The sequence below is a fragment of the Endozoicomonas sp. ALB032 genome (genome assembly GCF_049310125.1).
In the GTDB taxonomy this organism is placed as follows: Bacteria; Pseudomonadota; Gammaproteobacteria; order Pseudomonadales; family Endozoicomonadaceae; genus Endozoicomonas_A.
The window spans coordinates 1,790,268-1,811,936 of the sequence record NZ_JBLYNW010000001.1 but is presented as its reverse complement, the minus strand read 5'-3'; the positions used below and the strand labels follow the sequence as shown (position 1 = coordinate 1,811,936).

24 protein-coding genes are annotated in these 21,669 nt (G+C 50.1%); 12 read left to right on the top strand and 12 right to left on the bottom strand.

Translation table 11 applies throughout. The features are described 5' to 3' along the window. Positions 1-16 precede the first annotated feature (16 nt). From speE to speB, 4 genes are read left to right on the top strand one after another with little or no spacing between them, the layout of a single operon-like run. Entirely contained in the window at positions 17-895 is an 879-nt protein-coding gene (gene speE, locus ACO6VG_RS06150; RefSeq protein WP_422136104.1) for a polyamine aminopropyltransferase, read from the top strand. Then, entirely contained in the window at positions 888-2,870 is a 1,983-nt protein-coding gene (speA, locus tag ACO6VG_RS06145) for a biosynthetic arginine decarboxylase (RefSeq protein ID WP_422136103.1), read from the top strand. The genes speE and speA overlap by 8 nt, the downstream gene beginning before the upstream one ends. Then, positions 2,870-3,799: an adenosylmethionine decarboxylase gene (locus ACO6VG_RS06140; protein ID WP_422136102.1), complete on the top strand. Its 930-nt coding sequence runs from the start codon at positions 2,870-2,872 to the stop codon at positions 3,797-3,799. The genes speA and ACO6VG_RS06140 overlap by 1 nt, the downstream gene beginning before the upstream one ends. 4 nt (positions 3,800-3,803) lie before the next feature. Beyond that, positions 3,804-4,730 carry an agmatinase gene (gene speB / locus ACO6VG_RS06135; RefSeq protein ID WP_422473165.1) on the top strand — a complete coding sequence of 309 codons (927 nt, stop codon included), beginning with the start codon at positions 3,804-3,806 and terminating at the stop codon, positions 4,728-4,730. 12 nt (positions 4,731-4,742) lie between these two features. On the opposite strand, the gene ACO6VG_RS06130 is transcribed toward speB, so the two are convergent. The 11 genes from ACO6VG_RS06130 to ACO6VG_RS06080 all read right to left on the bottom strand — a co-directional run bounded on the left by ACO6VG_RS06130 (position 4,743) and on the right by ACO6VG_RS06080 (position 13,852). Then, on the bottom strand, positions 4,743-5,408 hold the full coding sequence (locus tag ACO6VG_RS06130) for a YiiX/YebB-like N1pC/P60 family cysteine hydrolase (RefSeq protein WP_422473163.1): 666 nt from the start codon (positions 5,406-5,408) through the stop codon (positions 4,743-4,745). Positions 5,409-5,567: 159 nt separating this feature from the next. After that, positions 5,568-5,909, bottom strand: a complete 342-nt coding sequence (locus tag ACO6VG_RS06125; RefSeq protein WP_422473161.1) for a type II toxin-antitoxin system ChpB family toxin — start codon at positions 5,907-5,909, stop codon at positions 5,568-5,570. Beyond that, entirely contained in the window at positions 5,906-6,151 is a 246-nt protein-coding gene (locus ACO6VG_RS06120) for an AbrB/MazE/SpoVT family DNA-binding domain-containing protein (RefSeq protein WP_422136098.1), read from the bottom strand. The genes ACO6VG_RS06125 and ACO6VG_RS06120 overlap by 4 nt, the downstream gene beginning before the upstream one ends. A gap of 217 nt (positions 6,152-6,368) precedes the next feature. Beyond that, positions 6,369-6,692: an RING finger protein gene (locus ACO6VG_RS06115; protein WP_422136097.1), complete on the bottom strand. Its 324-nt coding sequence runs from the start codon at positions 6,690-6,692 to the stop codon at positions 6,369-6,371. A gap of 523 nt (positions 6,693-7,215) precedes the next feature. Then, the gene (gene aroE, locus ACO6VG_RS06110; protein WP_422473159.1) at positions 7,216-8,052 is read right to left on the bottom strand and encodes a shikimate dehydrogenase; all 837 of its coding nucleotides are present in this window, start codon (positions 8,050-8,052) and stop codon (positions 7,216-7,218) included. Between the two features lie 31 nt (positions 8,053-8,083). Beyond that, on the bottom strand, positions 8,084-9,064 hold the full coding sequence (hemF, locus tag ACO6VG_RS06105) for an oxygen-dependent coproporphyrinogen oxidase (protein ID WP_422442041.1): 981 nt from the start codon (positions 9,062-9,064) through the stop codon (positions 8,084-8,086). Positions 9,065-9,121: 57 nt separating this feature from the next. Continuing rightward, complete coding sequence (locus ACO6VG_RS06100) at positions 9,122-9,667, bottom strand: L-threonylcarbamoyladenylate synthase (RefSeq protein WP_422139404.1); 546 nt, start codon at positions 9,665-9,667, stop codon at positions 9,122-9,124. A gap of 77 nt (positions 9,668-9,744) precedes the next feature. Beyond that, complete coding sequence (locus tag ACO6VG_RS06095) at positions 9,745-10,884, bottom strand: 5-(carboxyamino)imidazole ribonucleotide synthase (RefSeq protein ID WP_422473157.1); 1,140 nt, start codon at positions 10,882-10,884, stop codon at positions 9,745-9,747. A gap of 4 nt (positions 10,885-10,888) precedes the next feature. Beyond that, the gene (gene purE, locus ACO6VG_RS06090; RefSeq protein ID WP_422473155.1) at positions 10,889-11,374 is read right to left on the bottom strand and encodes a 5-(carboxyamino)imidazole ribonucleotide mutase; all 486 of its coding nucleotides are present in this window, start codon (positions 11,372-11,374) and stop codon (positions 10,889-10,891) included. A gap of 312 nt (positions 11,375-11,686) precedes the next feature. Continuing rightward, complete coding sequence (dprA, locus tag ACO6VG_RS06085) at positions 11,687-12,817, bottom strand: DNA-processing protein DprA (RefSeq protein WP_422136091.1); 1,131 nt, start codon at positions 12,815-12,817, stop codon at positions 11,687-11,689. Positions 12,818-12,823: 6 nt separating this feature from the next. After that, positions 12,824-13,852 (bottom strand): LysM peptidoglycan-binding domain-containing protein, encoded by a 1,029-nt coding sequence (locus ACO6VG_RS06080; protein WP_422136090.1) that lies wholly within the window; start codon positions 13,850-13,852, stop codon positions 12,824-12,826. Positions 13,853-14,149: 297 nt separating this feature from the next. On the opposite strand from ACO6VG_RS06080, the gene ACO6VG_RS06075 reads away from it, so the two are divergent. Further along, the gene (locus ACO6VG_RS06075) at positions 14,150-14,584 is read left to right on the top strand and encodes a DUF29 domain-containing protein (RefSeq protein WP_422413500.1); all 435 of its coding nucleotides are present in this window, start codon (positions 14,150-14,152) and stop codon (positions 14,582-14,584) included. A gap of 91 nt (positions 14,585-14,675) precedes the next feature. Here ACO6VG_RS06075 and ACO6VG_RS06070 read toward each other — a convergent pair whose 3' ends face one another. After that, the gene (locus ACO6VG_RS06070; protein WP_422473152.1) at positions 14,676-15,449 is read right to left on the bottom strand and encodes an SPRY domain-containing protein; all 774 of its coding nucleotides are present in this window, start codon (positions 15,447-15,449) and stop codon (positions 14,676-14,678) included. 303 nt (positions 15,450-15,752) lie between these two features. Between ACO6VG_RS06070 and ACO6VG_RS06065 the strand changes: the two genes are divergently transcribed. The 7 genes from ACO6VG_RS06065 to trkA all read left to right on the top strand — a co-directional run bounded on the left by ACO6VG_RS06065 (position 15,753) and on the right by trkA (position 21,614). Beyond that, on the top strand, positions 15,753-16,154 hold the full coding sequence (locus tag ACO6VG_RS06065; protein ID WP_422137052.1) for an ABC transporter substrate-binding protein: 402 nt from the start codon (positions 15,753-15,755) through the stop codon (positions 16,152-16,154). After that, entirely contained in the window at positions 16,151-16,609 is a 459-nt protein-coding gene (locus ACO6VG_RS06060; RefSeq protein WP_422473150.1) for an ABC transporter substrate-binding protein, read from the top strand. The genes ACO6VG_RS06065 and ACO6VG_RS06060 overlap by 4 nt, the downstream gene beginning before the upstream one ends. After that, positions 16,606-17,004 carry a hypothetical protein gene (locus ACO6VG_RS06055; RefSeq protein WP_422139396.1) on the top strand — a complete coding sequence of 133 codons (399 nt, stop codon included), beginning with the start codon at positions 16,606-16,608 and terminating at the stop codon, positions 17,002-17,004. Before ACO6VG_RS06060 ends, ACO6VG_RS06055 begins: the two co-directional genes overlap by 4 nt. A gap of 280 nt (positions 17,005-17,284) precedes the next feature. Next, a complete protein-coding gene (def, locus tag ACO6VG_RS06050) occupies positions 17,285-17,794 on the top strand; it encodes a peptide deformylase (protein WP_422136086.1) in 510 nt (169 codons plus the stop codon). A gap of 126 nt (positions 17,795-17,920) precedes the next feature. Beyond that, positions 17,921-18,868, top strand: a complete 948-nt coding sequence (gene fmt, locus ACO6VG_RS06045) for a methionyl-tRNA formyltransferase (protein ID WP_422136085.1) — start codon at positions 17,921-17,923, stop codon at positions 18,866-18,868. Continuing rightward, the gene (rsmB, locus tag ACO6VG_RS06040; RefSeq protein WP_422413496.1) at positions 18,868-20,244 is read left to right on the top strand and encodes a 16S rRNA (cytosine(967)-C(5))-methyltransferase RsmB; all 1,377 of its coding nucleotides are present in this window, start codon (positions 18,868-18,870) and stop codon (positions 20,242-20,244) included. Before fmt ends, rsmB begins: the two co-directional genes overlap by 1 nt. Next, positions 20,241-21,614, top strand: coding sequence for a Trk system potassium transporter TrkA (trkA, locus tag ACO6VG_RS06035; protein ID WP_422136083.1), 1,374 nt, complete (start codon positions 20,241-20,243; stop codon positions 21,612-21,614). The genes rsmB and trkA overlap by 4 nt, the downstream gene beginning before the upstream one ends. Positions 21,615-21,669: the final 55 nt, after the last annotated feature.

Here is a 21,669-nt window from a genome sequence, read left to right as displayed (position 1 = left end):
TAAAAGGAAAGGCATCATGCTAAAAGACAACACATACCTTGAGACCCTCTATAGTGGCTACGGCCAGAGCTTTTCCGTCGATGAGATGTTGTTCGAACAAAAAACCGAACACCAGCATCTGGTCATATTCAACAATAAGATGTTTGGTCGCATGATGGCACTGGACGGTGTTATCCAGACTACAGAAAAAGATGAGTTTATCTATCACGAAATGATGACCCATGTGCCGATCCTGACTCACGGTAACGTCCGTCGTGTTCTGATCATCGGTGGTGGTGACGGTGGTATCCTGCGTGAAGTGCTCAAGCACAAAAGCATTGAACACGTCACTATGGTTGAGATTGATGGCGCAGTGGTCGATATGTGTAAAAAATGGCTGCCTGATCACTCCGCTGGCGCTTACGAAGACCCACGGGCCCAACTGGTGATTGACGATGGCATCAACTTTGTCAGTGACTGTGAAAAAACACCTGACGGCAGCTTTGACGTCATCATTTCTGACTGTACAGACCCCATCGGTCCCGGTGAAGTGCTGTTCTCTACAGAGTTTTATGCTGGCTGCAAACGTCTGCTAAAAGAAGGTGGCATCTTTGTCGCTCAGAACGGCGTCTGCTTTATGCAACTGGATGAAGTAGAGACCACCAGCCGTCGTCTGGGCCATTATATGAAGGACTGCTACTTCTACAGTGCCGCTGTACCCACTTATGTAGGTGGTATCATGACCTTTGCCTGGGGCTCCGACAATCCCGAAGCCCGTCACGTTTCTCTGGCAACGGTGACTGAACGTTTTGAAGCCTGCGGTGTCGAAACACATTATTACACTCCCGCTATCCACAAGGCAGCTTTTGCTCTGCCCGGATACGTAGAAAAGGCGATACAGAAGGTCAATGACTAACCCAGTGATGCCCGGCTTTCCGGAAGGCCCGATAAACAACCCTGACGCGGTGATCAGAGAAAGCGGATGGAGCGTTGAAGCCTCACGCTCCACCTACAACGCCCGCTATTGGAGCCAGGGATACTTCGATATTAACGACGATGGTGAAGTCGTTTATCTGCCCAGGGGCAGACCGGCAGTCAGTCTCAATAATATTGCCGCCCAACTGGTCCGCAAAGGTGCATCATTACCGATCCTGGTACGTTTCCCGGAGATTCTCCACGATCGGGTTAACACACTGTGTGACGCCTTTAACCAGGCCATTGGAGAATATGGCTATCGCAATGATTACCTTGCGGTTTACCCCATCAAGGTGAATCAGCAGCGAGCCGTGGTTGAAGAGATTCTGGAAAGCCAGGCCGCCAGGCAGGATCGCCAACTGGGTCTTGAGTCTGGCAGTAAACCTGAGTTGCTGGCGGTATTGGCCATGGCCAAGCGTGCCAGCTCTGTCATTGTCTGCAATGGCTACAAAGACAGGGAATACATTCGTCTGGCACTGATTGGTGAAAAACTGGGGCATCAGGTCTATATCGTTCTGGAAAAAATCACCGAACTGGAAATGGTTCTGAAAGAAGCCAAAGAACTCGGTGTCACCCCAAGACTGGGGCTTCGTGTTCGCCTTGCTTCCCAGGGTAAGGGAAAATGGCAGGCCAGTGGTGGCGAGAAATCCAAGTTTGGTCTGTCTGCCAGCCAGGTACTGAATGTCATCAAGCGACTAAAAGACAATGGCAACATGGACTCTTTGCAGCTGCTGCATTTCCATCTGGGCTCCCAGATGTCGAATATTCGAGATATACGCAAGGGCATCAGCGAATGCGCGAGAGTTTATGCAGAACTGTATCGCCTGGGTGCACCGATCCATTGTCTGGACGTGGGTGGCGGTCTGGCTGTGGACTACGAAGGAACCCGAAGCCAGAGTAACTGCTCCATGAACTACAGCCTCCAGGAATATGCGAACAATATCGTTTATACCCTGGGAGACCTTTGCGCCGAACAGGCCATTCCTGTACCCAGGATTATATCCGAGTCGGGTAGAAACCTGACGGCTCACCATGCCGTCCTGATCACCGACGTAGTGGGTGTTGAAAGCTACGAGCCGGAAGAACCTGATGCACCGGGCAAAGAGGCCCCACAACTTCTCCATAACATGTGGCGCTCCTGGCAAGATCTGGTGAAAGGTGTTGAGCAACGGGCACTGGTTGAGCTGTTCCACGACACTCAGAGTGACCTTTCAGAGGTTCATACACAGTTCGGAATCGGTCTGCTGGATCTTGAGCAAAGAGCCTGGGCAGAAAGTATTAATTTGAGAATTTGTTATGAGCTGTCCAGACGTCTGTCTCATAAAAACCGCTCTCACAGACCTCTGATTGATGAGCTGAGTGAAAAACTGGCTGACAAATTCTATGTCAACTTTTCACTGTTTCAATCTCTACCCGATGCCTGGGGGATTGATCAGGTTTTCCCGGTGCTGCCACTTTCCGGCTTGAACCGTCCGCCGGAAAAGCGGGCCGTTATGCTGGATATTACCTGTGACTCCGATGGCACCATCGACCAGTACGTTGATGGTCAGGGCATTGAAACCACTCTGCCGGTACCTGAGTGGCACCCGGATAAGCCTTATATGATTGGTATTTTCCTGATCGGCGCCTATCAGGAAATTCTGGGTGATATGCACAACTTATTTGGCGACACCGACACGGTATCTGTTCGTGTCACGGAACTGGGATTAGTCGAGATGTTTGATTTCCAGACCGGAGACACAGTGGAAGATGTTCTTAAGTACGTCAATCTGAAGCCGGAAAGCTTCCTGCATACCTACAAGAAACTGGTGGAAGAGTATCTGCCGGAATCCAGCCGGGCCTCTGTGCTGGCAGAGCTGGAAGCGGGCTTGAAGGGTTACACCTACCTTGAACACCTGGGAGGAATTGAGCTGTGATGTTCTTCGAAGGCTCTGAAAAAAAAGTAGAAGTCATTATAGCGACTGAAGCCGGTTCGCTGCGTGGGCTGGGCAAAAACTTCTGGTCCGATATGGTAGCCAAGGCTCAGGCGGACATTCTGACGACCCTGAGCAATGACTACTGCGACGCTTACCTGCTGTCTGAATCCAGCCTCTTTGTCTGGGAAGACCGCTTCCTGATGCTGACTTGTGGAACCACAACTCTGGTCGATGCCTTCCTGTTTTTTCTGGAACATGTGGCTGACGAACACATTCTGTTTGCCAGCTTTCAGCGCAAAAATGAGTACCTTTCACATCTGCAGAAAACCTCTTTTGAAGAGGATATTCACCGGATTCAATCTGATTTGAAAGGTAGTGCTTTTCGTATTGGCAGTCTGGACAGTCATCACAACTATATCTTCCATCTGAATCGTCCCTACCAGCCCAGGGCCGATGACCAGACCAGTGAGTTACTGATGTATCACATCAAAGGTGAGAGCGCTCAATATCTGCGCGGTGAAGGGCAAACGATTGAAGGTATCCGAAAACTACTCAGACTGGAAGAAATATTGCCCGGTTTTGATCTGAGTGACTGGCTTTTTGAACCTTTTGGTTATTCTCTCAACGCCATCAGAGGTGATCGTTACGCCACTTTCCATATCACACCTCAGGAAGACAGCTCCTATGTCAGTTTTGAGACCAACCTGAATATGGAAGACGCTGCTATTCTGGAAAGTCTGCTGGAAGCCCTGCGCCCGGGCAGTTGGGACTTGATTGGCTTTAATGCACCAGCTCCCCTGCGGGAAAATGGCGAGTTCAGCTGTCTGACAGAATGCCTTCTGCCTTTGGCCTGTGGCTATGAAATGAGTTTTAATCATTACCAGCACACAGAACAGCGCTCACTGCAGGCCGTGGAGCTGACGGGATAAGATCATGACTACGCTGACAAAGAAGGAAGACCACTCCCTTTACGCTAATGCCTTTGGCTTTCTGCGGCTGCCAATGGATTTCAACCCTGTTCAGTCTGGTACTGACCTGATCATTACCGGTGTTCCGTTTGATCTGGCGACTACAGGGCGCAGCGGCGCTCGCTTTGGTCCTGAGGCTATTCGCAAGGCTTCAGTCAACCTGACCTGGGAGGGCAAGCGCTGGCCCTGGTTCTTCAGCCTGAAAGATCATCTTTCTGTGGCTGACTGCGGTGATCTGGTCTTTGAATGCGGCAATGCACAGGATATGAGCGATACCCTGTTCCAACATGCCGACCGGTTATTGTCTGTTGGCAAACGTATGCTGACGTTTGGCGGCGATCACTTTATTACCCTGCCTTTGCTCAGAGCCCACGCCAAACATTATGGACCTCTGGCACTGATTCACTTTGATGCTCATACCGACGACTATGACCAGGGTGGTAAATTCGACCACGGAACCATGTTTTATCATGCCCAGGTTGAAGGGTTGATTGATACCTCGGCTTCGACCCAGGTGGGTATTCGAACCAATTACGATCACAAGAACACCCCCTTCAATATTCTGGATGCCAGTTACGTCAACAGTACCCCAGTGGCAGAGATAATTGACAATATACGTAAAAGAACAGGTAATCGCCGTGTTTACCTGACCTTTGATATCGACTGCCTGGACCCGGCTTTTGCTCCGGGAACCGGAACCCCGGTTTGTGGCGGCCTGACCTCGGACCGGGCTTTACAGCTGCTCAGAGGTCTTGAAGGTCTGGATATTGTGGGCATGGATGTGGTTGAAGTCGCGCCGGCTTACGATCACGCCGATATTACCGCTCTGGCTGGTGCTACGATTGCTCTCGAGATGCTTTATCTTCAGGCAGCCCAATCAAAAGCCACCTGACAACCATCCGGCTCAGGCAAGCTGCCCGTTGGTGCTTTGCCTGGCAGGGAGTTGTCCTACCACTCTGACCACTTCAAGCTTATCGGAACATGACAGCAGGGCAGGGTGTGAACCCGGCTCGCCTTCCGGTATCGGCTGTCCCATCTTCTGATAGAAGTCGACCCAGTAGGGGAATATTTCTCCGGTTTCCAGATCACGAAACCCCATGGGGGTTTCCGGAAATACCGGCTCTCCCTTGTTGGCAGACCTGAACGCTTCCAAAACAAGAGCACTGCAGTACCAGGCTCGGTCACTGATATCGGATTGAGCATGACCCTCCGGAGAGAAGTTTCTGTTATAGGGCGAGTGCAATTGCTCATCAGCAAAGGCCAACGCTTCATCAACTAAAGCAAGCCATGGAGACTTGAGACGAGCCATCAGAATGCAAGGCCGCCCCAGTCCATCACATACGGATTTGTCGATAAACTGATTCAGGCTTACTGTCTGAACCTTTGGCATGACCGCTTCAACCAGCTCCCCGCCTTCCATAGCAATGGCGACATGATTCAGAGCCATGCCGTTGTAACCGGCAAACAGTCTGCTGATAACCCACTCCAGCTCTCCTCCCTTGCGCAGTTGAAACAGAAGGTCGCCTTTTTGCAGTTCTGGAATGGAAATTGCGTTTGGCTGCTCAGTCATTTATCAAAATCCTCATAAAACCTGATGAGAGATTTCTGGAAATATTCAGGTTTTCTGCAGCCTCAGCCGCCGAAAGATTCATAGGCTCCAGAACACAGAACCTTACAATTTCCCTGGATGATCCATCCTTCTATTTCTGATTCGTTTTGTCACAGGACGCTACTCAATAACAGTTTGAAGCTTTGCCAGGACTTCATTAACCAGTGTTTCAGGGGCGCTCTCAACCTTCCTTGATTGCCTTGCCCTAAGATCAATCATCCTCACACCATTAATGAGCACCACTCCCGGAGTCTCTGTTCCCGTTCCCATCAATGGAACAGTAAAACCCTGCACACGGGAATAATTACCTTCCTGGGTAATTGGGGCAACCAGCATAGAGCCCAAGCGATTAAATGCGTTTACGGAGAGTACAAGACAAGGTCGGCTCTCTCCCTGCACTTCAGATCCCGACACTGGGTTTAGATTCACCCGGACGATATCGCCACGGTCGTAAATACTCAAAGTGCTTCATCCCCAACAGGCGGGATAGAATCCCATTCGGTTAACTCTTCCGGCATGGCCGCTGACAGATCGCACTGGGCCAGCAACTCATCCATTGAATAGCGTGGCCGCTTGGTGGCCTTGGTAATCACCAGACTGTTTTTCACTTCCTCAATAACGATACTGTCACCATCCTTCAAATTCAGCCTGCGCAGAAGCTCTGACGGTATGAGTTCAGGTGGCAACTTGAATATAAGCAGCACTGGTCGGGTGGTGATGTTATGTCAGTGAAACCTCAATCCACCAGAAAGTAGCAACCCTGGCCAGGTGCCCCCATAGAAATACCTAACTGACTTCTTTTGGTCATTGTTAATCCACAATGTTTCACCAGATTGCACTTCCAGCCATATACTGCCAGACCTATCTGGAGAGAACTCCCCCATCTGGAGAGAAATAATCATCCACAGGACTCCTATAAAACTAAAAATTTTGCCGTTCATCAACTGAATGCGTAACCACATGTACACCATCCCCATACAAATTGTTATTGCCCCTAAATTGAGAGAATGGCGTGGCGGGCATTGGTTGTACTTCCCTTTCCCCGAGACTTCTGCACATGGGACAGGTTCTATTATTCACTAGCCAGGTCGCCAGGCATCTTTCATGAAACATATGGGTGCATGGTTCGAAAACCTTGACTTCACTTTCGGCAAAAGGTGCATAACAAATAGGGCATTCTTCGCTCAGCTCTTGATAACGTGCTGACTGATCATTTGGGCTGTTGGGTGGTGTGGTTCCGTTCATATCTCTTACTCCTATCTCTGTTTTTCAAATAACCTGTAGCGTTAGATCATTGTCTATCCATTTAGTTCCCAGTGCTTATTTTTTTGGTACGCCCGGCATGGGCATGAACTTATGGGCTGAAAGTCCCTTGTGGAAGAACCTACACAGGATTCTGCCTTAAAAATTGCAATGCTTTGCAGGTTCTTATAATCAGGCACTACGAATGTTCATCTCTGGCTTTATGGCGATAGCAGGGTATTTTTTTAGCAGCTTTTTATCGTGGATTAGTTTTTACCATCAGAGGCGCCCTTCGTTTCGCCACTCGCTCGTTTCTTCGTGATGAGTTTCCGGTAACTGGTTCCATCGGTTTTTTGATGCGTTCAAGGGTATCCAGCTTTTTCGGGTAATGGGTTTCCAGTAATTCCCTTACTTCTTGCTCCATAGAACGGTTAGCAAAATCGTCGGGGGGTCATTTCTTTCGAGCTTACGGATCGCCTGTAACCTTCATGATCTCGCCAGCCTCGGAGTTTGGCTGCTCAGTCGTTTAACCCCCAGAGAGCTCATTTCTGAGCATTTCCAGAACAGGAGTGGTCTCCGGACGGACACCTCTCCAGATAGCAAACTGCTCTGCGGCCTGTTCTACCAACATACCCAGACCATCAATCACGGTTCCCGCCCCCTGATCCAATGCCCAACGGTTGAATACTGTATAAGAAGCTGAATACATCATGTCATAACAACAGGTCGAAGCAGCAATGACTGATGGTGGAACTGGAGGCAGATCACCATGCAAACTGGCAGAGGTTCCATTGATGATAATATCAAAATGACCTTCCAGTTCTGAAAAACCGGAAGCTTTTACGGGTTGCTCCGGAAACAGGTCTGCCAGAGCCTCGGCCTTGCTGACAGTGCGGTTGGCAATCACCAGTTCGGACAGCTCCTGTGCAAGGATCGGCTCAAGGATACCTCTTACCGCACCACCAGCCCCAAGAACCAGCACCCGCGCTCCTTTGATTGAAACACCATTGTTGACCGTCAGGTCCTGAACCAGACCGAGTCCATCGGTATTGTCTCCGTTGAGAGCACCTTGTTCATCCAGCCAGAGGGTATTAACTGCCCCGGCTTTCTGAGCCCTCGCCGTTCGCACAGTTGATAGCTGCCAGGCCTGCTCCTTGAAAGGAACCGTTACACTCAGACCCAGGTAACCGCCATTTTCAAAAAAGCGTTTAACGGCCTGTTCAAAATCATCAACCGGAACCAGTTGGGCGTTGTAAGTCAGCCTGTGCCCCACAGACTCGGCAAACATGGCATGAATTCTGGGCGACTTACTGTGCTCAATGGGGTTTCCCATCACAGCGTAATGATCAACAGGTATGGCCATTGTTTTTTCTCGGGGAGTGTCACTTTAAATATCAGACCCAGTCTCTGGGTTTCAGAAATTCATTATACAAACGGGCCTCTTCTGTCCCGTCTTCCGGGTGCCAGTTGTAATCCCAGCGCACAACAGGCGGCAGAGACATCAGGATAGACTCGGTACGACCACCGGATTGCAGGCCAAATAGTGTGCCACGGTCGTACACAAGATTGAACTCAACATAACGCCCGCGCCGGTACTCTTGAAAATAACGGTTCTGTTCTGTGTATTCAGTGTCCTTACGCCTCTGAACGATGGGCAGATAAGCGTCGATATAACTGTTGCCTACCGCCTGCATAAACTCGAAGCAGCGTTCAAATGGCCACTCGTTAAGATCATCGTAGAACAGACCGCCGACACCACGGGGCTCGTCCCGATGCTTCAGGAAGAAGTATTCGTCACACCATTTTTTGAAGCGGGGATAGACCTCTCCGCCAAAAGGTTCGCATGCGGATCTGGCCACCTGATGCCAGTGTATGCAGTCTTCTTCGAAACCGTAATAGGGTGTCAGGTCATAGCCACCGCCGAACCACCAGACCGGATCAGCCCCCTCTTTTTCGGCAATCAACAGACGAACATTGGCATGAGACGTTGGCACAAACGGATTCCTGGGATGAATCACCAGAGAGACCCCCATGGCCTGAAAACTCCGGCCTTCCAGCTCGGGTCTTTTTGCGGTGGCGGAAGGGGGCAGTTTATCGCCTTTTACGTGGGAGAAGTTCACTCCCCCTTTTTCAAACAGAGAACCATCTTCAATAACCCGGGCACGGCCACCACCGCCACCGTGGTAATCCCAGGTTTCTTCACGAAAAACAGTACCAGTGTCTTCTTTTTCCAGGGCGTTACAGATAGCGTCCTGCAATGACAGCAGGTATCGCCTGACCCTCTCTACCTGTTCATGGCTGTCTAGAGGCTCGACATCTAGAGGCTCGCTGCTGTTTTCCGGACTTGTGGCTTTTCCGGTTTGGGCATCGGTCACCATAATACTCCCTGGGCTGGCTGGATAAAAAAGAGATGCAGTTTAACAGAGCCGGAATCAACCGGCCCGAATCAGTTGTCCTGTCTGAAGATCACGAATTTCAGAAGGTTCGGTCTGTGGGCCCGTTTCACCGGAAACAATCAGAGATACCAGGTTTCCCATCTGTTCCTGAACCTGCTGCTCAGTCATTAAAGGAGATTCTCCTGCCCGGTTGGCAGAAGTGGATACCAGTGGCTGCCCGGCCTGTTCACAGAGCTTTTTAACCACCGGGTGAGCACTGACCCTGACAGCGACCGTATCGAACTTTCCACGAACCCAGTCCGGTGTCCATCGCTCAGTATCAGGCAGTAGCCAGGTATAAGGCCCCGGCCAACTGGCTGATAAGGTTTCAAGCTGTGCTTCGGTCAGGTTGGAAAGCAGGGGAGCAATCTGTTGTTGAGATGAGGCAACCAGTATCAACCCTTTTTCAACAGGGCGATGCTTAATAGCCAGCACTTTGTAAACAGCTTCCCGATTCCAGGGGTCGCATCCGAGCCCCCAGACCGCTTCCGTAGGGTAGGCTATGACCCCCCCCTGTTCGATAACAGCCTGAACTTTAGACATAGCGTTTCATCAACTTGATCAGCGAGTAGCGGAGTTTAGCAAGGCTGTAAAAACGCCGCTAGCTGATCAGGACTGACTCAGGCTTCTGTTGATGACTTTCCGACACGTTCATGCAGCGCAGGGTAGGCTGCCTGATCGAGCCATTGCGTCAGCTCACAGAGCTTGTTTTGCACACTGACGGTACTCCCACCACAAACATTGATGTGGCCCATTTTGCGACCAGGCCGTTTTCCTTTGCCGTACCAGTGAATATGAGCCCCCTCCATTGCTATCACAGCATCGGGAAGCGTGTCTTCACCCAAAATGTTGATCATAGTGGTTTCACGGATAAGACGGGTACTGCCCAAGGGCATTGCACAAATAGCGCGCAGATGATTTTCAAACTGACAGGTTTCAGCTCCCTGCTGAGTCCAGTGCCCGGAGTTGTGAACCCTTGGCGCTATTTCATTGACCAGCAGGAAGCCATTGACATCAAAGAACTCCAAAGCCAGCACTCCGACGTAGTCCAGACTCTCTGCTACTGCAATGAACATCTGCTTTGCCTGTCCCTGCAAAGCCTGATCAGTGATCGCAGTAGAGAGACTCAACACTCCGTTGGTATGTACATTCTCGGCCAGAGGGTAGACCGCAACTGTTCCATCTGCGCTTCGGGCACCGACCAGTGAGACTTCACGATCAAAAGGGACAAACTCTTCGGCAACAATAGCCTGATGCTCTGTGGCTGCAATGCAGTCGGCCATTTCTGCCCAGATGGCATCAGCCTGATCCGCCTCTTTTAGCCGCCACTGCCCTTTACCGTCATAGCCGCCCAGAGCACTTTTGAGCACCATGGGCAGCCCCACGTGCTCAATGGCTTTCCGGAAGTCTTCGTATGACTGAATGACAAAGTATCGGGCATTTTGAACGCCTGCATCGTCCAGCCGTTTTTTCTCGATTCGGCGGTCGCCACCGGCCTCAATAGCTTCTGTAGATGGCAGGAATTTACCGCTTTTCTCGCAGATAGCCAGAATATCGAGGGGAATGTGCTCAAATTCTGCGGTAACGACATCAGCCTGCCTGATTGCCGATTCCAGGTCATCACCGGTGGTCATTTGAGTCAGTGGGTGAACCACTGTTTCGCTGCTTACATCATAAGCACTGATTTGAATGTTCAGCGGTGCGCCCGCCAATGACATCATTCGCGCCAGCTGACCGGCCCCCAGCACTAAAACCTGCATCAGATTAATCCTCTGCCGGATTGGAATTAGCCAGAACCGTGTCCGTTTGTTCTTTACGGAAAGCTTCTACTTTAGCCATGACCGCTTCGTTGTGGGTACCAATGATTTGAGCGGCCAGAATACCGGCATTGGCTGCACCTGCCTCGCCAATGGCCAGAGTCCCCACGGCAATCCCTTTGGGCATCTGGGCGATGGACAGTAATGAGTCCATACCCTTCAGTGCTTTGGACTGAACCGGCACACCCAGAACAGGCAGGCTGGTGAAAGCTGCAGCCATACCGGGCAGGTGAGCCGCACCGCCTGCGCCTGCGATGATAACTTTGAGGCCGCGCTCTTTTGCGCCTGAGGCGTAATCAGCCAACAGCTGGGGAGTCCTGTGTGCTGAAACCACTCTGGTTTCATAGCGGACTCCAAACCGATCCAGCATTTCTGCTGCCAGTTTCATCGTTGGCCAGTCTGACCTGGACCCCATGATAATGCCGACTTCCATCTCAAACTCCTGTAAGCCGTGTAATGGTCGGTGGATGATTCGGGGTAGATTATAAGAAGACTTGTACGTTTGAGCGAATAAGCATTAGAAAATCTTGCAATAAAATCTCAATGGTCGGGAAAATGATTGTTTTTTGTTCAGATTGAGAACTAGGAGGCCGACCGAGAATAGCGCCCGTAGCGAGGACGGCAGAAAATTGAGGATGAAAATTCGGTTTTGTGAGGAGAATAGCGAGCTATTTGACGAACAAAAGCGGATTTTCAGACCAATTTGCTGCCGCCGCAGTAGGGCAGTCTATTCTCGGTCGGCCTCCTAGCCCGTCCGGATATAACCACCAGGCACCGACTCAATAAAACCTTCCAGCTCCATTTCAGTCAGAATGACAGAGACCTGGTCAAACGAGAGCCCTGATATCTGGCAGATCAGATCCACACTGACGGCTTCACCGTTCATGCTTTCCAGAATGACTCTTTGTAACCCTGACAAGTCAGAGCTGGCGGATTCAGGTTTATGAGAGGGTTCAACAAAAGCCCGGAGATAGCTCTGCAACTCAATCAGGATATCCTCAGCCGATTCAACCAGAACAGCCCCTTCCTTTATGAGCTTATGACAGCCACGGCTGAGAGGATTTAACACAGAACCCGGTACAGCAAAGACTTCGCGCCCCTGCTCGGCAGCCAGTCTGGCTGAAATCAGGGATCCGCTGTTCAGTGCTGCCTCAACCACCAATACACCCGATGACAAGCCACTGATGATGCGGTTTCTTCTTGGAAAATGTCCAGGGTTTGGTGTCGTCCCCAGGGGAAATTCGCTCACGAGAGCGCCCTGGATTGCTATAGCCTGATACAGGTCGCCATGGCTTCTTGGATAAACCACATCCACCCCGGTTCCCAGAACCGCTATGGTACTGCCATAACTGCCCAGCACTCCCTGATGCGCAGCTGCATCTATCCCCAATGCCATACCACTGGTAATAACCAGTCCTTTTCGAGACAGTTCCTTAGCCAGCTCCTGAGCGAGTCGACGCCCCTGGGGAGTCGGTCTGCGGCTGCCGACAATGGCGAGCTGAGGCTCATTCAAGAGATCAATATTACCGATCACGTAAAGCAGGGGAGGGGGGTCACTTAACTCTTTGAGAGCAACAGGGTATTGAGGCGATTGCAGGGTAATTATGTGATGAGCCTGGCTGGATTCCAGCCAGAGTCGACAATGGTTCAGACGCTCAAGAATATCGGGGGTCTCAGGATTCCCTGATAATTGCGCCGCCAGTTTTTCCGGCAGCCCCATTCTCAATGTCTGATAAGAGGCTGACAGAATAGCGTCTGCAGAACCAAACTCCCGGATCAGACCATTGAAGCGAACCGCACCTAATCCGGGCTGAAAGGAAAGCAGCAGCCATTTGCGTAAAGGCTGCCAGATGGAATCATGGATTTGCTGAGTCATTGCACCTCAGGGGCTTTTCAGAGTGTCTCCTACACCTATTTCTTCATAGGCAGTCAGCACAATACCATAGCTCACTTTTTCAAAAGTACGATAAATCATGATCATACCGGCTCTTTCAGGAGGCAGATTGACCATTTCACCACTGATCTGATCCTTAACCTTCAGGTTCTTGTAGGCATTGAGTATATCGCCCTGACGCAAACCTTCCCGGATACCCCGATTGATAATAACGCTGTTGAACTGACCGACTTTTTTCACCCCATCAACCACAGAAACAATTTTACCTTCCACCGGTGCATCAGGTGCTCTGGGGAAGAAGGTAGTTTGAAGGCTGAAGGTGTCTGCTGGCACCACTTTATCACCAGGCCTAACCTCCTGCTGGCTTGTCTGGATTTTCAGACTGGCAATGCCATTGTCGACTTTTTGCAGGGAAGCATCGGCCACTTGATGGCCAATAATACCCAGTACTTCACCGCTGTCAGGATCTTTCAGAACGTCTCCGGCTCGGAGAATGTCGAGACTCTTGTCCAGAGAGCCTATTTGTCCCCGGACATAAACCTTGTCTCCCGCGCCGGTTATAATTCGTTCCTGTCTGGAAGCAAATATATAAGGAGCACTTTCTAAAGCCCGTTTAGAGGTAAATACCCGGCTGCTCTTGAGAAAGGCATCGATTGCGCTGAGCGGGATAGCAGGAATTGCGGATTCAGCAGGCAGTGTTCTTACTTTCGGGCTGAGCTTGATGGTTCTGCCACTCTCGCCACGACGGACAATCGTCAGCCTTGGACGACCATCGATGTAAACCAGGCTCACCAGATCACCGGGGAAGATGAGATGAGGGTTATGAATCTGGGGGTTTGCGTGCCAGATTTCAGGCCATAGCCAGGGACTTTTCAGAAAGCGGTTGGAAATTTCCCACAGCGTATCCCCTTTTTTTACCATGTAATCCCGGGGAGAATCTGACTTGATCGGACTCTCGTAAGCTATCCCTGATGACGACAGGCAGAGCAGAAGAACGCCCAGTACTATGCTTCTCATTGGTTACCGATCCCTTGCACTTGTTGTTGGTTTTATTCCAGCAGTTTATCAACGGGTCCTGTCATCGGGCAATCAAACCCTTCAATATGAAGAAAATCTGCCCACAAAATTGTGACTTATCTTTTTTATTCCACTGCACCCATAGCCGATAAAACAAAAGCTCAGGGACAAATCTGAGTCACTATTGTTCTCGACCGGCAACGGCCTTTCTGTACTTCAGAGCAAATCAGGAAACTATCCAAAGCAGTGATTTTTGCCTACATTAGGAAGGCTGGAAGGCAGCTAGGGAGGTGATATATGGAAAACCTTTATAAAACTGATTATTACCAATGGGTCAAACAACAAAAAGAACTTTTGATAAACCGTCAGTTTGACCAGCTTGATCTGGAACATCTCATTGAGGAAGTTGACGATATGGGTAGGCATGAGCCCCGGTCACTCACCAGCCACCTGAAGCAACTACTTATGCATCTCCTCAAATGGCAGTTTCTACCAGAGCGTCGATCAAGAAGCTGGCAGGACTCCATTATTCTCCACAGGGAGGATGTTGAAGAACTGCTTGAGGAGAATCCAAGTCTGGGGCTGAAAGTACCTGAACTTTTCAGCAAGGCCTATAAAAGGGCGGTTGTACTGGCGGTTAAGCAAACCGGCCTCCCCACCAGAACTTTTCCAAAAGAATGCTCATGGACCTATGAGCAAGTGATGAAAGATGGCTGGTTGCCTGAGGAATAGCAGGGCTTGAAACTGTCGGCAGGGGACTTCAATTAGTCGAAAATAAAGTAATGAAAATACCTGTTAAAGCAGCCAGCAAAGGTTATATGCTTTACTGGCTACTATTGCTATCGTTACCCTCAACGTCGTCTGTCATTTCTTTATCAGCAATGAATCTCTTTAATGGTGGAGCGGTAGGAAGGTGGGCAATCTGCTCTTCAAATTGAACCCGACTTCTGACTGACAACTTTGACAGTTCTTGTAGCGAAAGGGGGGTATTTGAGCCTTTGATATATTTGACAGAGATTGTTGCGTATGACCTGACAACGTTCACAGCCAGAAAAACGGTTTTATGCTTTAGCCCCGAAAACGCATCTCCCAAATATTTCCCGTTGGTTTTGAAGCCTATCGTTCCAGCATTCATATCTATTATGCAACTTATCTTTTCAGGCGCATTAAATGTACTGTTTGATTCGTCTTTGGGGTAATTGCCTATCGTTTGGCCATTATGAATCAGTTTGTTGTTTTCTATGTTCCAGCCCCATGAGGACTCCGTGCTACCAAGAAGGTTTGTGTAAGCTTTTCCATGCTTAGGAGTTCCTTCCAGTGCAACCCCAATCACCGGATGAGAGCCTCGCCTCAATGTCGGCCATTCAATGTCCAGAATATGAATGCCTTTTGAAAAGCCGGTATCCGACATGGCAATATCTGTACTCGATCCAGAGTCAAAGCGTACTAGTTTTGTTGGCTCATCACTTAAGATATCAAGATTGTCACCACTTTTGGCTCGATCCCAAATGGTGGGAATGAAGAGATTAGTATCATCCTGACATTCCAGGGCTTTTAAAGATAGTGATGTATAACTACACACCTGCAATGGGACCATTTGATCGACTTTCCTTCCTTCCCAGAATGCATTGCCATGTCCAGCTTTGGTTGCTTGACTGGTCTGAGAGTTGGAGCTTAGACACGATATTGGCAAACACGACAAATATTGTGAAATACGGCTTGATGGATTCATAATTACATTCCCTTGAATTAATATTATTTAGATAGCTTTAAATTGAAAAAGTTCCTTTTTTGCCCCAATTTTCACCACTCCATCGATAACATTCCGATTTCAAAAAGTTAATAAGTCGTGCCAACCATTAATTCGAATTTGATATATATTTGAAAATCACATGATTGCATCTTATTTCGCTCCGAAGCCCGTTTCCATGACGGGCATGAGATCACCTCGGAAGATGTCATCTTTTCATTCAAAGCCCTCAGTGAAAAAGGAAGCCCCCGATACAAAATGCAGCTGGACTCCATTGCTTCGGTGGAGGCACTGGGCCGGAGAAAAGTCCGCTTTAACTTTAAACAGTCGGGTTCCCGCCAACAGCTATTCCACGCAGCGGAGCTTCCCGTTCTGCCAGCCCACTTCTGGAAGAACAGGGCCATCGATAAATCAACCCTCACTCCACCTTTAAACAGCGGCCCCTACAGAGTCAGTCATGTGGAACCCGGCAAGCTGATTGTGTTCTCAAGGGTCGAGGATTACTGGGGAACTTACCCGTTAACAAGGGAAAATATAATTTCGACACAGTGAACATACATTTCTATCGCGATTTTCAGGTAGCCCTGGAAGCCTTTAAATCCGATGGACACGATCTGCATCTTGAAGTCGTCGCCAAGAACTGGCAATTCGCCTACGACTTCCCCGCTGTCATCGACGGGCGTATAAAAAAACGAACCATTCCCCATCAGATGGCTTATGGCAGCAGCTTTTTCTTTTTCAATACCCGTCGTCCATTATTCAGGGATATACGGGTTCGCCAGGCCATTACCCTGATGTTTGATTATGAATGGACGAACCGGGTGATCTTTCATAATGCCTACCGTCGTTCTCACAGCTACTTTCCCAACAGTTCTCTGGGAGCTATTGATAAGCCAACCCCCGCAGAGCAGAAGCTACTAGCGTCATTAACTCCCTCATTACCGAACCCGATTGTCAGTCAGGCATTTCTTTCAGGAAAAACCTCGAGTCCATCGGAATCACCATGAAATACACGGTCATGGACTCCAGCCAGTATTACGCCAGAATGCGATCCCGGGACTTTGATATGATTGCACAATTACTGCCGCAGACACTCTCGCCGGGCCTGGAACTGTTCGATTATTTCCATTCAAGCCGGGCCCATGACAACAGCTCCAGAAATTTTGCCGGCATTGACCATCCGGTCGTAGATCAACTCCTTCAGAAACTGACTGAAGTGAATTCACAACAGGAACTCCAAACCCTGACACGCTCACTGGACCGGGTGCTGCTATGGAACTATTACGGCATCCCGAAGTGGCACTCCACTTACATGAGGGTGGCTCACTGGGACAAATTTGGCTGGCCTGAGCAACTGCCGGAATACACCACCAGCTTCAGCACCTGGTGGCAAAAGCCCTGAGCACCGGAATTTAGCATTGCTTGCCGATATCTGACTGATTACCAGCCTCCTGGCACGGTCATGGAAATCACACTCCGATGCCACACTCCTGCTAAGCCCGCAGTCATCTAATCATTTCTCCTGATAACGGCGCTCAAAACACAGATAGCTCCTCCTTAAGTTCATCGCCTATCCGTCAATAAGCACTTAAAAAATGGAACATTCGCACTTAAAACTACCTATATACCTAAAAGAAATTTAAAATTACTTTTTAATTTAATGAAACAGCTTGAGAATCCCCATGGCGCTTCTGGAAATCCTTCAATACCCTGACGAAAGACTTCGCACTATTGCTGAGCCCGTGGCCGAGGTAAACGACGATATTCGTAAAATCGTCGATGACATGCTGGAAACTATGTACCAATCCAAAGGCGTTGGTCTGGCGGCCACTCAGGTCGATATTCATCTGCGCATAGTGGTGATGGACTTTTCCGATGATGGCAACGAACCAATGGTTCTGATCAATCCAACATTCGAACCTCTGACCGAAGAGTTGACGGATCTGTCTGAAGGCTGCCTGTCCATCCCGGGATTCTTCGAGCTGCTGGATCGCCCGGCTGAGATTCGTCTGACCGCACTGGACAGAGACGGAAACGAGTACTCAAAAGACCTGGATGGTCTGGCTGCTGTCTGCGTACAGCATGAGCTGGATCACCTGAATGGCAAACTGTTTGTGGACTATCTGTCCCGACTGAAGCAAGAACGTATTCGCAAAAAGCTGGTGAAGAACAAGCGCCTTGCCACAGCTTAATGACTCTGATGATCTCCCGGATAATACAGGAAAAGCCGCTCCGGGGGACTCAGATTTTACTCAGGCCCTTACTTTATCTATCATCGCCGCCATCCCAATCGTTCTGTCGAGCCTTTAGAAAACCTAATGAAAAGTCTTCGTATTGTCTTTGCCGGTACTCCGGATTTTGCCAGCGCCCACCTTCAGGCGGTTCTGGACAGTCAGCATGAAGTCATTGCCGTATACACCCAGCCCGACAGACCGGCGGGACGAGGCAGAAAACTCAAGCCCAGCCCGGTGAAAGCGCTGGCGTTGCAACATGACATCCCGGTGTTTCAGCCACAATCTCTGAAAAAAGATGACGCAGCCCGGGAACAACTCGCTGCGCTCAAACCCGATCTGATGATTGTAGTGGCCTATGGTTTGATACTTCCGAAAAGTGTTCTGGAGATTCCAACCTTTGGTTGCATCAATGTGCATGGATCAATTCTGCCACGCTGGCGTGGAGCAGCTCCTATTCAACGGGCTATTGCTGCGGGTGATGAAGAGTCCGGTGTCACCATCATGCAGATGGATGAAGGTCTGGATACTGGCGATATGCTGGTTAAAGCCCGCTGTCCGATTCACACAACAGACACATCTTCCGATTTGCATGACCGTCTGATCGAAGTAGGGCAGCCGGCTCTGATTGAAGCCGTCAATGCTATTGCTCAAGGCACTATCCGTGCAGAAAAGCAGGATGATGGTAATGCTTGTTACGCCCATAAAATGAGCAAGGAGGAAGCCCGTATTCAATGGAACAGATCAGCAACTGATCTTGATTGTATGATACGGGCATTCAACCCTTGGCCAGTGGCGACAACAGAGCTGGAAGGTAATGCCATTCGGGTCTGGGAGGCAAAGCCTGTTACAGGAAACCATGATTTGGCACCCGGCACCCTGATCAAGGCTGACAAATCAGGCCTGGATATTGCTACTGAAGAAGGCATACTGCGTCTCACTAACGTGCAGTTATCTGGCAGCCGTGCCATGCCAGTGCAGGACCTGCTCAACAGCCGCAGGGATATGTTTGTACCCGGGAAAAAATTCAACTGATGGCCAAGCAATCTTCCGTTCGACTGGCGGCAGCCAAAGTAATCAGCCGCGTTGTTTCCGGTGAATCCCTGAGCCAGGTATTACCTGAATATCAGCAAGCCCTGCGCAAGAAAGACCAACCGCTTCTGGCAGAGCTCTCTTACGGCACACTGCGTTACTATTTTCGACTGGATAGCTGGCTCAGCACCCTGATGGACAAACCGCTGAAAGCAAAAGAGCAGACGATTCACAGTCTGATTCTGGTGGGGCTCTACCAGTTGTTCTACACCCGCATTCCGGCACACGCCGCTATTGGGGAGACCGTTCAGGTCACCCGCATGATGGGTAAAGCCTGGGCCCGAGGTCTTGTGAATGGTGTTCTGCGCTCTGCACAGCGTCAGGAAGAAGCGCTCAATGCACTGGCTGAATCCAACGACATTTGTCTTACAGCTCACCCCCAATGGCTGGTCGGCAAAATCCGCAATGCCTGGCCCGGGCACTGGCAGGATATCACCCGGGCCAATAATCAGTCTCCACCTATGACCTTGCGGGTCAATGAGCGGCATTTAAAGCGTGATCGATACCTGAAAAAATTACTGGATGACTGCATTCAGGCTTCGTCTTCTCGGGTGTCTCCTCAGGCAATAACCCTGACGCGGGCTCTCCCGGTGGATCAGCTGCCCGGCTTTTCGGACGGTGTGGTCAGTGTTCAGGATGAATCTGCTCAGCTTTCCGGAAACCTGTTGCCTGTTAAAAAAGGTGACAAGGTTCTCGATGCCTGCTGTGCTCCGGGAGGCAAAACCTGCCAGCTGCTGGAAATGTTCCCGGGCATTGAACTCGATGCTCTGGATATAGATGAGAAGCGACTGGCTCGTGTGCAGGAAAATCTGGATCGTATTGGCCTGAAGGCCCGACTCATGACAGGTGATGGTGCTCAGCCCGAGCAGTGGTGGGATGGACAGAGTTACGATCATATTCTGCTGGACGCCCCCTGCTCGGCAACCGGTGTCATCCGCCGCCATCCGGATATTAAACTGCTTCGCAAACCCGAAGACATTGATGCATTGGCTGAGCTTCAAGGCAAGATTCTTAATACCATGTGGTCGTTGCTCAAGCCCGGTGGCACACTGCTCTACGCAACCTGTTCCATCATGCCTGCTGAAAACAGCAAACAGATTGCCGCCTTCCTCGAACATCAGGAAGACGCCGTACTGCAACCCTTTCCAGGAGAATGGGGACTGGATACCGGCTTTGGCCGACAGATTCTGCCCGGTTCAGGTGACGGTTTTTTCTACAGCCTGCTGAAAAAAGTGGACCATGATTCTGACGAAACCATTGAGCACTCTGAGCAGACAAACAGCCTTCAGCCAATAAAAAGCCATCAGGAAAGTCTATGAAAATCATCATTCTCGGTGCCGGACAAGTAGGCGGAACCCTGGCTGAAAACCTGGCCAGTGAAGAGAACGACATCACGGTAGTGGATGCCAACGGAGAGCTTCTCAGAGAGTTGCAGGATCGTATTGATATCCGGACTATTCAGGGTATGGCCTCCTTCCCCTCTGTACTCAAACAGGCCGGTGCTGATGATGCTGACATGCTGGTGGCGGTAACCAACAGCGATGAAGTGAACATGGTGGCCTGCCAGATTGCCTATACCCTGTTTCACACACCTTCCAAGATTGCCCGTATTCGTCAGGCGGCTTATCTGAACAGGGATAAACTGTTTGGCGATGATGCTATGCCCATCGACGTATTGATCAGCCCCGAGCAGGTGGTGACCAACTACATTCGACGCCTTCTTGAACGTCCCGGTGCTCTTCAGGTTCTCGACTTTGCCGATGGCCGTGCCCAGCTGGTGGCCATGAGAGCCTATTATGGCGGTCCATTGGTCGGGCAGGAGTTGCGCTACCTGCGTGAACATATGCCCAACGTTGACACCCGTGTGGCTGCAATTTTCCGCCGTGGCAAGGCCATCATGCCCAAGGGGACCACAGTGATCGAGGCCGACGATGAAGTATTCTTCATCGCCGACCGCTGTCATATCCGGGCTGTCATGAGTGAACTGCAGAGGCTGGATGATGATTACAAACGCATCATCATTGCCGGTGGCGGTAACATTGGTTTGCGCCTTGCTCAGTCGGCTGAAAATGATTTCAAGGTAAAAATCATTGAGCAGAATATGGAGCGCTGTCAGTTCCTGTCTGAGACGCTGATCAAAGCCATGGTTTTCAATGGCAATGCATCCGATAAAGAGCTGCTGATTTCTGAAAACATCGAAGAGACGGATGTCTTTTGTGCCCTGACCAACGATGATGAAGCCAACGTCATGGCCGCTATGCTGGCTAAACGACTGGGCGCCCGAAAAGTCATGGCCCTGATCAATAACCCTGCCTACGTTGATCTGGTCCAGGGCGGCGAGATAGATATTGCGATTTCTCCACAGCAGGCCACCATCGGCAGTCTTCTTAAACACGTACGAAGAGGGGACGTTGTCAATGTTCACTCACTTCGTCGTGGTGCAGCAGAAGCCATTGAAGCCATTGCCCATGGCGATGAAAATTCATCCAGAGTCGTCGGTAAAACGGTTCAACAGGTCGTGCTGCCCCCCGGAACAACCATCGGAGCCATAGTCAGAAACGATGAAGTGTTGATTGCACACGACACTACTCGTATAGAGTCCGGGGATCATATCATTCTGTTCCTGACCAACAAGAAACGTATTCACGAAGTAGAACAACTCTTTCAGGTTGGACTGGGGTTCTTTTAAACGATACATTTCGACATTAGAGTCAGCGGTTTATTTTTTACCAGACTTGAAAAAT

What these genes read in the sequence shown, in the direction of transcription:
- speE (WP_422136104.1), top strand. Translation starts at nt 17, where the DNA reads ATGCTAAAAGACAACACATACCTTGAGACCCTCTATAGTGGCTACGGC.
- speA (WP_422136103.1), top strand. Translation starts at nt 888, where the DNA reads ATGACTAACCCAGTGATGCCCGGCTTTCCGGAAGGCCCGATAAACAAC.
- ACO6VG_RS06140 (WP_422136102.1), top strand. Translation starts at nt 2,870, where the DNA reads ATGTTCTTCGAAGGCTCTGAAAAAAAAGTAGAAGTCATTATAGCGACT.
- speB (WP_422473165.1), top strand. Translation starts at nt 3,804, where the DNA reads ATGACTACGCTGACAAAGAAGGAAGACCACTCCCTTTACGCTAATGCC.
- ACO6VG_RS06130 (WP_422473163.1), bottom strand. Translation starts at nt 5,408, where the DNA reads ATGACTGAGCAGCCAAACGCAATTTCCATTCCAGAACTGCAAAAAGGC.
- ACO6VG_RS06115 (WP_422136097.1), bottom strand. Translation starts at nt 6,692, where the DNA reads ATGAACGGAACCACACCACCCAACAGCCCAAATGATCAGTCAGCACGT.
- aroE (WP_422473159.1), bottom strand. Translation starts at nt 8,052, where the DNA reads ATGGCCATACCTGTTGATCATTACGCTGTGATGGGAAACCCCATTGAG.
- ACO6VG_RS06100 (WP_422139404.1), bottom strand. Translation starts at nt 9,667, where the DNA reads ATGTCTAAAGTTCAGGCTGTTATCGAACAGGGGGGGGTCATAGCCTAC.
- ACO6VG_RS06095 (WP_422473157.1), bottom strand. Translation starts at nt 10,884, where the DNA reads ATGCAGGTTTTAGTGCTGGGGGCCGGTCAGCTGGCGCGAATGATGTCA.
- purE (WP_422473155.1), bottom strand. Translation starts at nt 11,374, where the DNA reads ATGGAAGTCGGCATTATCATGGGGTCCAGGTCAGACTGGCCAACGATG.
- dprA (WP_422136091.1), bottom strand. Translation starts at nt 12,817, where the DNA reads ATGACTCAGCAAATCCATGATTCCATCTGGCAGCCTTTACGCAAATGG.
- ACO6VG_RS06080 (WP_422136090.1), bottom strand. Translation starts at nt 13,852, where the DNA reads ATGAGAAGCATAGTACTGGGCGTTCTTCTGCTCTGCCTGTCGTCATCA.
- ACO6VG_RS06075 (WP_422413500.1), top strand. Translation starts at nt 14,150, where the DNA reads ATGGAAAACCTTTATAAAACTGATTATTACCAATGGGTCAAACAACAA.
- ACO6VG_RS06070 (WP_422473152.1), bottom strand. Translation starts at nt 15,449, where the DNA reads ATGGTCCCATTGCAGGTGTGTAGTTATACATCACTATCTTTAAAAGCC.
- ACO6VG_RS06055 (WP_422139396.1), top strand. Translation starts at nt 16,606, where the DNA reads ATGAAATACACGGTCATGGACTCCAGCCAGTATTACGCCAGAATGCGA.
- def (WP_422136086.1), top strand. Translation starts at nt 17,285, where the DNA reads ATGGCGCTTCTGGAAATCCTTCAATACCCTGACGAAAGACTTCGCACT.
- fmt (WP_422136085.1), top strand. Translation starts at nt 17,921, where the DNA reads ATGAAAAGTCTTCGTATTGTCTTTGCCGGTACTCCGGATTTTGCCAGC.
- rsmB (WP_422413496.1), top strand. Translation starts at nt 18,868, where the DNA reads ATGGCCAAGCAATCTTCCGTTCGACTGGCGGCAGCCAAAGTAATCAGC.
- trkA (WP_422136083.1), top strand. Translation starts at nt 20,241, where the DNA reads ATGAAAATCATCATTCTCGGTGCCGGACAAGTAGGCGGAACCCTGGCT.